Annotated in this window: 6 protein-coding genes; 3 read left to right on the top strand and 3 right to left on the bottom strand. The window is 76.0% G+C overall.

The window, feature by feature from the left end:
• Positions 1 to 170 precede the first annotated feature (170 nt).
• A complete protein-coding gene (locus ACFWP2_RS22845; RefSeq protein ID WP_380454214.1) occupies positions 171 to 1,667 on the bottom strand; it encodes a PP2C family protein-serine/threonine phosphatase in 1,497 nt (498 codons plus the stop codon).
• 235 nt (positions 1,668 to 1,902) lie between these two features.
• Between ACFWP2_RS22845 and ACFWP2_RS22840 the strand changes: the two genes are divergently transcribed.
• Positions 1,903 to 2,466 carry an O-acetyl-ADP-ribose deacetylase gene (locus ACFWP2_RS22840; protein WP_380454212.1) on the top strand — a complete coding sequence of 188 codons (564 nt, stop codon included), beginning with the start codon at positions 1,903 to 1,905 and terminating at the stop codon, positions 2,464 to 2,466.
• A 270-nt stretch (positions 2,467 to 2,736) separates the two neighbouring features.
• Here the strand turns inward: ACFWP2_RS22840 and ACFWP2_RS22835 are convergent, their stop codons facing one another.
• A complete protein-coding gene (locus tag ACFWP2_RS22835) occupies positions 2,737 to 3,570 on the bottom strand; it encodes a class I SAM-dependent methyltransferase (RefSeq protein WP_380454210.1) in 834 nt (277 codons plus the stop codon).
• 218 nt (positions 3,571 to 3,788) lie between these two features.
• On the opposite strand from ACFWP2_RS22835, the gene mshA reads away from it, so the two are divergent.
• Together mshA and ACFWP2_RS22825 are read left to right on the top strand one after the other, a co-directional pair.
• On the top strand, positions 3,789 to 5,159 hold the full coding sequence (gene mshA, locus ACFWP2_RS22830; RefSeq protein WP_380454378.1) for a D-inositol-3-phosphate glycosyltransferase: 1,371 nt from the start codon (positions 3,789 to 3,791) through the stop codon (positions 5,157 to 5,159).
• A 103-nt stretch (positions 5,160 to 5,262) separates the two neighbouring features.
• Positions 5,263 to 5,799, top strand: a complete 537-nt coding sequence (locus ACFWP2_RS22825) for a YbjN domain-containing protein (RefSeq protein ID WP_380454208.1) — start codon at positions 5,263 to 5,265, stop codon at positions 5,797 to 5,799.
• A 33-nt stretch (positions 5,800 to 5,832) separates the two neighbouring features.
• Here ACFWP2_RS22825 and ACFWP2_RS22820 read toward each other — a convergent pair whose 3' ends face one another.
• On the bottom strand, positions 5,833 to 7,158 hold the full coding sequence (locus tag ACFWP2_RS22820; protein WP_380454206.1) for an MDR family MFS transporter: 1,326 nt from the start codon (positions 7,156 to 7,158) through the stop codon (positions 5,833 to 5,835).
• Positions 7,159 to 7,217 lie beyond the last annotated feature (59 nt).

The raw sequence follows: 7,217 nt of genomic DNA, 5'->3' as shown, positions 1-7,217 counted from the left end.
GGGGGTCTCCCCCGGGGCCGCGGCGGGGGGGGGCACCCCCCCCCCCGCCCCCGCCGCATGTCCGGCCGCATGTCCGGCCGCATGTCCGGCCGCATGTCCGGCCGCATGTCCGGCCGCATGTCCGGTAGCTGCCCGGTCGCGCGTCAGGCCGCCCGGCCGCTGACGTTCAGTCAGCCGAGGACCAGCTGCACCGGGTTGCGCTCCAGCAGCAGCACCGCGACGTCGTCGGTCAGCGCCCCGCCGTTCAGCTCCTCGACCTCCGCGATGGCGCTGTCGACCAGCCGCCCCCGGGTCAGCCCGGCGGCCTGGTGGTCGCCGACCAGGTCCGCGAGCCCGTCCTGGCCCAGACGGCGGGACCCGGCCCCGACCCGGCCCTCGATCAGCCCGTCGGTGTAGAGCAACAGCCGCCAGCCGGCCCGCAGTTCGACCTCGTGGGCGGGCCAGGCGGCCTGCCCGTCGTGGCACGGCAGCAGGCCCAGCGCGGGCCCGGCGAGGTCGGAGGGCAGGGTGACCGGCTCGTGGTCCCGGCCGAGCAGCAGCGGCGCCGGGTGCCCGGCGAGGTAGAGCCGGGCCCGCTCGCCGGTGCCGAGCGAGTCGAGGCCGCTGCCGGCGCCGCCGGGCTCGATGACCAGCATGCAGAGCGTCGCGAAGATCTCGTCGCTGCGCCGCTCGTGCTCCAGCACGTGCTGGAGGGTGGTGAGCAGGGTCTCGCCGGTGAGCCCCGCGAAGACCAGGGTGCGCCACGCTATCCGGAGCGCGACGCCGAGCGCGGCCTCGTCCGGGCCGTGGCCGCAGACGTCGCCGATCACGACGTGGACGGTGCCGTCGTCGGTGCGCACGGCGTCGTAGAAGTCACCGCCGAGCAGCGCGCGGCGGCGGCCGGGGCGGTAGCGCCGGGTGAAGGAGAGCCCGGCACCGTCGAGCAGCGGGGTGGGCAGCAGGTGGCGCTGGAGCCGGGCGTTCTCCTGGCCACGCAACTCGGCTTCGACCAGGCGGCGCTGGGACTCGTCGGCGCGCTTGCGCTCGACGGCGTAGCGCAGGGCGCGGGCGAGCAGCGGGCCGTCGGTCTCGTGCTTGAGCAGGAAGTCCTGGGCGCCGGCGGCGACGGCGGCCGCGCCGAGTTCGGCCCCCGCGGCGTCGGTGAGCACCACGACCGGGGTGTGCGGGGCCCGGCGGAGCAGTTCGTGCAGGCCCTCCAGCCCGTCCGAGGAGTCGGAGGGGTGCGGCAGGTCGGCGGGCGAGGCGAGGTCGAGGAGCACGCAGCCGAACTCGGGGGTGCGGGAGCGCCCGCGCCGGGCCCAGGGCGCGGGTGGGACGAGCAGTTCGGTGGCCTGGTCCAGGCCGCGGGCCCAGTGGATCTCGATCGAGGTGCCGCTGTCTGCGACCGCGGCCTTGATCAGCTGGGCGTCCGAGGCGTCGTCCTCGATGACCAGCAGGCGCAGCGGCGCGCCGTCGGCGGGCCCGTCCGCGGCCGCGGGGCCGGCCGGGTCGGAGATGTGGGACGGGTGGGAGGCGTGCGCGGCCCGCGAGCGGGGGTGCGGTATCGGGGGAGCCGCCGTGGCCGGTCCGGTCGTGGCGCGGCCGCGGGCATGGCCGACGGGGGCGCCGTCGTGGGCGCCCGGCAGGTCCGCGGCACCAGGTGCCCGCCCGTCTCCCGTTGCGGGCATCGGTGGTTCCTCCCTTTCCCCGACTGCGTAACGGCCGGCGTCCGTCCGCAGTGCCCGCCTGGCACCGCGCGTCGGGGAACTTCTCGCGACCATAACGTGATCTCCGGGGATTTCTCTGGCCGACCGGCGCCGTTGTGGTTATTGCCACGCCGGTGGAGGTGCGGTGACTGGACTCGGACGACGACTCGGTTCCCGTCCCGGCGGCCGTCGGGCGGCCCGGGGCAGGGAGTGGGCGATGGCGGAGCGGATCACCCTGGTGGAGGGTGACATCACGGAACAGCCCGTGGACGCGGTGGTGAACGCCGCCAACTCGTCCTTGCTGGGTGGTGGCGGGGTGGACGGCGCGATCCACCGCAAGGGCGGGCCGCAGATCCTGGAGGAGTGCCGCCGGCTGCGCGCCTCGCACTGGGGCAAGGGGCTGCCCACCGGGCGGGCGGTGGCGACGGCGGCCGGACGGCTGCCGGCCCGGTGGGTGGTGCACACCGTCGGGCCGGTGTACCGGGCGGAGGAGTACGAGGAGCGGGCGGAGCTGCTGGCCTCCTGCTATCGCGAGTCGCTGCGCACCGCGGCGGCGCTCGGCGCGCGCACGGTGGCCTTCCCGGCCGTGTCGGCCGGGATCTACGGCTGGCCGCCGGCGGACGCGGCCCGGATCGCGCTCGGCACCGTCGCGGAGGTGCTGGACGGCGGTGACGCGGAGGCGGGCGCGGAGCTGGCGGAGGTGCGGTTCGTGCTGTTCGGGTCGGAGATGTACGAGGTGTTCGAGCGGGCCCGGCGGGAGCTGTCCGAGCGGGACGCCTGACCGGACGGGCGGAGCGTGGGCCTGCCGAGCGGCGTGTGGTGTCGCCGCTCGGCCGGGTCCATGGTGGCCTGCTGAGGCGTCAACACGCCAGAGATATTCGATAACTCGTTCGAGTGAATGCGTCGGGTCGCTCACCAGCTCCGGCGCTCGCTGGCACGTGCGCGCTCCCGCGCCCGCGCCCGCTCCCGCTCCCGCTCCCGCGCCCGCTCCCGTGCCCGTCCCGAACCTGTGCCCGCTCCCGCTCCGCGCCAGTACGGCGCCGGCCCGTCGCTACGGCGCGAGCGCCGACCAGGGCAGCGTGACCTCGCCCTGCCGCCACCGTCCGCGCGCGTCCACCAGCGGCCAGCTGCCCGCCAGCGCCGTGCAGGCCGCCACCCAGCGCTGGCGCGCCCCGAACGCCCCGTACGGCGCGGCCGCCGCCCAGGCCCGGTCGAAGTCGGTCAGGAAGGCGTGCACCGGCCGCCCGGGCACGTTGTGGTGGATCAGCGCCTTCGGCAGCCGCTCGGCCAGGTCGGAGGGCTGCCCGAGGCCGCCCAGCCGGGCCGCGAAGGTCACCGTCCGGGGCCCCTCCGGGCCGAGCGCGACCCAGACGTGCCGCCGCCCGATCTCGTCGCAGGTGCCCTCGACCAGCAGCCCGTCCGGGGCGAGCCGCGCGCACAGCCGCTCCCACACCCCGGCGACCGCCGCCTCGTCGTACTGCCGCAGCACGTTGGCGGCCCGGATCAGCTGGGCCGGCGCGCCGCCGTCCAGCGGCACCTCGAAGCCCCCGCGCCGGAAGGTGAGCAGCGGCGGCTCGGCGTACGGCAGCGCGGCCGTGACCCGCTCCGGCTCGATCTCGATCCCGACCACCCGGATGTCCGGCCGCACCGTGCGCAGCCGCCCGGCCAGTTCGACGGCGGTCCACGGTGCCGCGCCGTAGCCGAGGTCCACCGCGACCGGCGGGCGTCCGGCGGCGCGCAGCGCGCGGCCGAGGGTGTGGGCGATCCAGCGGTCCATCCGGCGCAGCCGGTTGGTGTTGGTGGTGCCCCGGGTGACCGTCCCCACCGGGCGTCCGGTCCGTCCGCGGGCGGGCGCGGCGGGAACGGGGTCGAAGGAGGCAGCCATGCCCAGAAGGGTAGTCGGGCCGCCGGCGGCACCGCGCTGACCTGGGGCGATGGCGGCCGCACCGGCCGGTGGGAGGGGACGGGAATGCCGAACGCGGTCCCTGTGGTTGGCACACTGGTGGTGATGTGTGCCCGGGACGGGGCAGCGCACACCGGACAACGGGCGGCCCGGGTACGGACCGCCTTGACGGGCAGCACAGAGGAGGCTTCAGCCAGGTGATCCAGCACCCCGTCCGTTCGGTACGCCGTGCCCAGCCCGCCGTCCCCGCGCGCGGCCGGCTCCAGTCGCTCGTTCCCGGCCGTCGCCGCCCGCGCCGGATCGCCATGCTGAGTGTCCACACCTCGCCGCTGCACCAGCCCGGCACCGGGGACGCCGGCGGGATGAACGTCTACATCGTCGAGCTGGCCAAGCGCCTGGCCGCGCTCAACATCGAGGTCGAGGTGTTCACCCGGTCGATCTGCTCGGACGACGCGCCGACGGTCGAGCTGGCCCCGGGCGTGCTGGTCCGCCACGTCACCGCCGGGCCGTACGAGGGCCTGGTCAAGGAGGACCTGCCGGCCCAGCTGTGCGCCTTCACCCACGGGGTGCTGCGGACCGAGGCGGGCCACCGCCCCGGCCACTACGACCTGGTGCACTCGCACTACTGGCTCTCCGGGCAGGTCGGCTGGCTGGCCGCACAGCGCTGGGGGGTGCCGCTGGTGCACACCATGCACACCATGGCGAAGGTCAAGAACGCCGCGCTGGCCGAGGGCGACACGCCCGAGCCCGCGGCCCGGGTGATCGGTGAGACCCAGGTGGTGGAGGCGGCCGACCGGCTGATCGCCAACACCACCGAGGAGGCCGCCGAGCTGGCGCTGCACTACTCCGCCCGGCCGGACCAGCTGGCCGTCGTCCACCCCGGGGTCAACCTGGACGTCTTCCGGCCCGGCGGGCCGCGGACGCCCGCCGCCGCCCGGGCCCGGCTGGGCCTGCCGCAGGACGCCGCGGTGCTGCTGTTCGCCGGCCGGATCCAGCCGCTGAAGGCCCCGGACGTGCTGCTTCGGGCGGTCGCGGCGCTGCTGGGCCGCCGCCCGGAGCTGCGCGAGCGCCTGGTGGTGCCGGTGGTCGGCGGCCCGTCCGGCACCGGACTGGCCCGGCCGGAGAGCCTGCACAAGCTGGCCGCCCAGCTGGGCATCGGCGACGTGGTGCGGTTCCACCCGCCGGTCGGCCAGCCGCAGCTGGCGGACTGGTACCGGGCGGCGACGGCGCTGGTGATGCCCTCGTACAGCGAGTCCTTCGGGCTGGTCGCGCTGGAGGCGCAGGCCTGCGGCACCCCGGTGGTGGCGGCCGCGGTCGGCGGCCTGCCGGTGGCGGTGCGGGACGGCGAGACCGGCACCCTGGTGCAGGGGCACGACCCGGTGGACTGGTCGTACGCGCTGGAGCCGTACGTGACCGACCGGGCCCTGGTGGCCCGGCGCGGCGAGGCGGCGGCCCGGCACGCGGCCGGCTTCGGCTGGGACACCGCCGCGGCGACCACCGCCGAGGTGTACGCCGGCAGCATGGCCCGCCCGGCCGGGCGGCTGGCGGCGGCCCGTCGCCGGCTGGCCTGAGCGCCGGCCGGCCTGAGCGCCGACCGGCCGTGGTGCCACGGCGGCCGTGGTGCCGGCGGCCTGGGGCTGCGCCGCCCCGGTACCGGCGAGTAACGTCACCTCCATGGCAATCCGCACCAAGGACGAGGCCCTGACCCTCCTGCGCACCGCCCTGGACGACGCCGGGGTGGCCTGGGAGCCGGCCGCCACCGACCCGTACACGCTGGTGGCGGCCCTCCCGGGCACCCGGAAGCTGAGCACCACCTGCGCCCTGCGGGTCGGCGACCACACCCTCTCGGTGAACGCCTTCGTGATCCGCCGTCCGGACGAGAACCACGAGGCCGTCTACCGCTGGCTGCTGGAGCGCAACACCCGGCTGTACGGCGTCGGCTACGCGATCGACGTGCTCGGCGACGTCTACCTGGCCGGCCGGCTGCCGCTGGAGGCGCTCACCCCGGAGGTCGTGGACCGGCTGCTCGGGACGGTGCTGGAGAACGCGGACGAGCCGTTCAACACCCTGCTGGAGCTGGGCTTCGCCACGGCGATCCGCCGGGAGTGGGAGTGGCGGACCAAGCGCGGGGAGTCCACCCGCAACCTGGCCGCCTTCGCCCACCTGGCCGCCCCGAAGGAGCGGCCGGCGGCCGCCCCGGACGCGGACTGACCCCTTCCGGGCTTTCCGGCCCGGCCCTTCCGGTCAGGCGCCCGTCGGAGCCTTCCCGGCCGGCTCCACCACGGCCGCCGGGGCCGCCGGGGCGGGCGCCGGGACCTCCGTGATCACGGGCGGGCGACGCCCCGCCGCGCCGGTCCGGCGGGCCAGCACCACGTACCCGAGCGCGGTGACCGTCCCGACCACCCCGCAGGCCGTCCAGAGCGCCGCCGGCCCGGCGTACTGGAGCAGCAGCCCGCCGCCCGCCGGGCCGAGGAACGAGGCGAGCGACCAGGAGAGGCTGTGCACGCCCTGGTAGCGGCCGCGCCCGTGGGTCGGGGCCAGCTCGGCGACCATGCCCATCATCACCGGCGTGTGGAGGATCTCGCCGACGGTCCAGACCGCCACCGAGAGCGCGAACAGCCAGGCCGAGGATCCGGCCAGCGCGGCCAGCCCGAAGCCCCAGCCGGTGAGCAGGCAGCTGGCGATCAGCAGCCCGGTCCGCGAGCGGCCCTCCATCCAGCGGGTGAGCGGGATCTGCAGGACCACGATGAGCAGCCCGTTCAGGCCGATGACCAGGCCGTACTCGCTGGGTGCGATGCCGGCGGCGCCCATGTCGACGGCCAGCGTGGTGCTGCCCTGCTGGAAGACCAGTGCGAGCATCAGGGTCAGCCCGACCAGCGCCATGAACGGGGCGTCCCGGAACACCGAGAGCAGGCTGACCGGCGGTTCGGCGGAGCCGCCCGCGGGGCCGGGCGCGGCCTGCGGCTTGGTCTCCGGGATCCGGAGGAAGATCACCACCGCGCAGACCACGGTGGTGAGCGCGTCCAGCAGGAAGAGCGTGAGGTAGCCGTGGGAGGCGATCAGTCCGGCGACGGCGGCCGAGAGGCCGAAGCCGATGTTGATCGCCCAGTAGTTCAGCGAGTACGCGCGGACCCGGTCCTCGGGCGGCACCAGGTCGGCGATGATCGCCGAGGTGGGCGGCCGGGTGGCGTTGTTGCACAGGCCGACCATGAAGGCCACCGCGGCGATCGCCACCTGGCCGTCCGCGAAGCCGAGCACGGAGGTGAACAGCGCGGTGCCCAGCTGGGCGCCGAGCAGTGTGGGGCGGCGTCCGATCCGGTCGGCCAGTACGCCGGCGAGGATCGCCGCGACGGCCGACCCGAGGCCGAACAGCGAGGCCACCAGGCCCGCGTAGAAGGGCGGGTAGCCGCGTTCGGCGGTCAGGTAGAACGCCAGGAACGTCACGACGAAGGCGCCGAGCTTGTTCACCAGCGTGCTCACCCAGAGCCACCAGAACTGCCGCGGCAGTCCGCCCACCGTCTCCTGCACCACTCTTCGGATCCGGGGATGGGCGACCAGGGCGAGGGGCATGTGGGGGCTCCCGGGGGCTGGCGTCCGCTGAGCGGTGAGGCAGGCCCGGTCAGCCGACG

The organism is Kitasatospora sp. NPDC058444 (genome assembly GCF_042721415.1).
Lineage (GTDB): Bacteria > Actinomycetota > Actinomycetes > Streptomycetales > Streptomycetaceae > Kitasatospora.
Note: the sequence above shows the minus strand (reverse complement) of the source record. Positions and strands in the feature narration are given on the sequence as shown.

Coding starts and splice junctions, on each gene's coding strand:
- ACFWP2_RS22845 (WP_380454214.1), bottom strand. CDS start 1,667: ATGCCCGCAACGGGAGACGGGCGGGCACCTGGTGCCGCGGACCTGCCG.
- ACFWP2_RS22840 (WP_380454212.1), top strand. CDS start 1,903: ATGGCGGAGCGGATCACCCTGGTGGAGGGTGACATCACGGAACAGCCC.
- ACFWP2_RS22835 (WP_380454210.1), bottom strand. CDS start 3,570: ATGGCTGCCTCCTTCGACCCCGTTCCCGCCGCGCCCGCCCGCGGACGG.
- ACFWP2_RS22825 (WP_380454208.1), top strand. CDS start 5,263: ATGGCAATCCGCACCAAGGACGAGGCCCTGACCCTCCTGCGCACCGCC.
- ACFWP2_RS22820 (WP_380454206.1), bottom strand. CDS start 7,158: ATGCCCCTCGCCCTGGTCGCCCATCCCCGGATCCGAAGAGTGGTGCAG.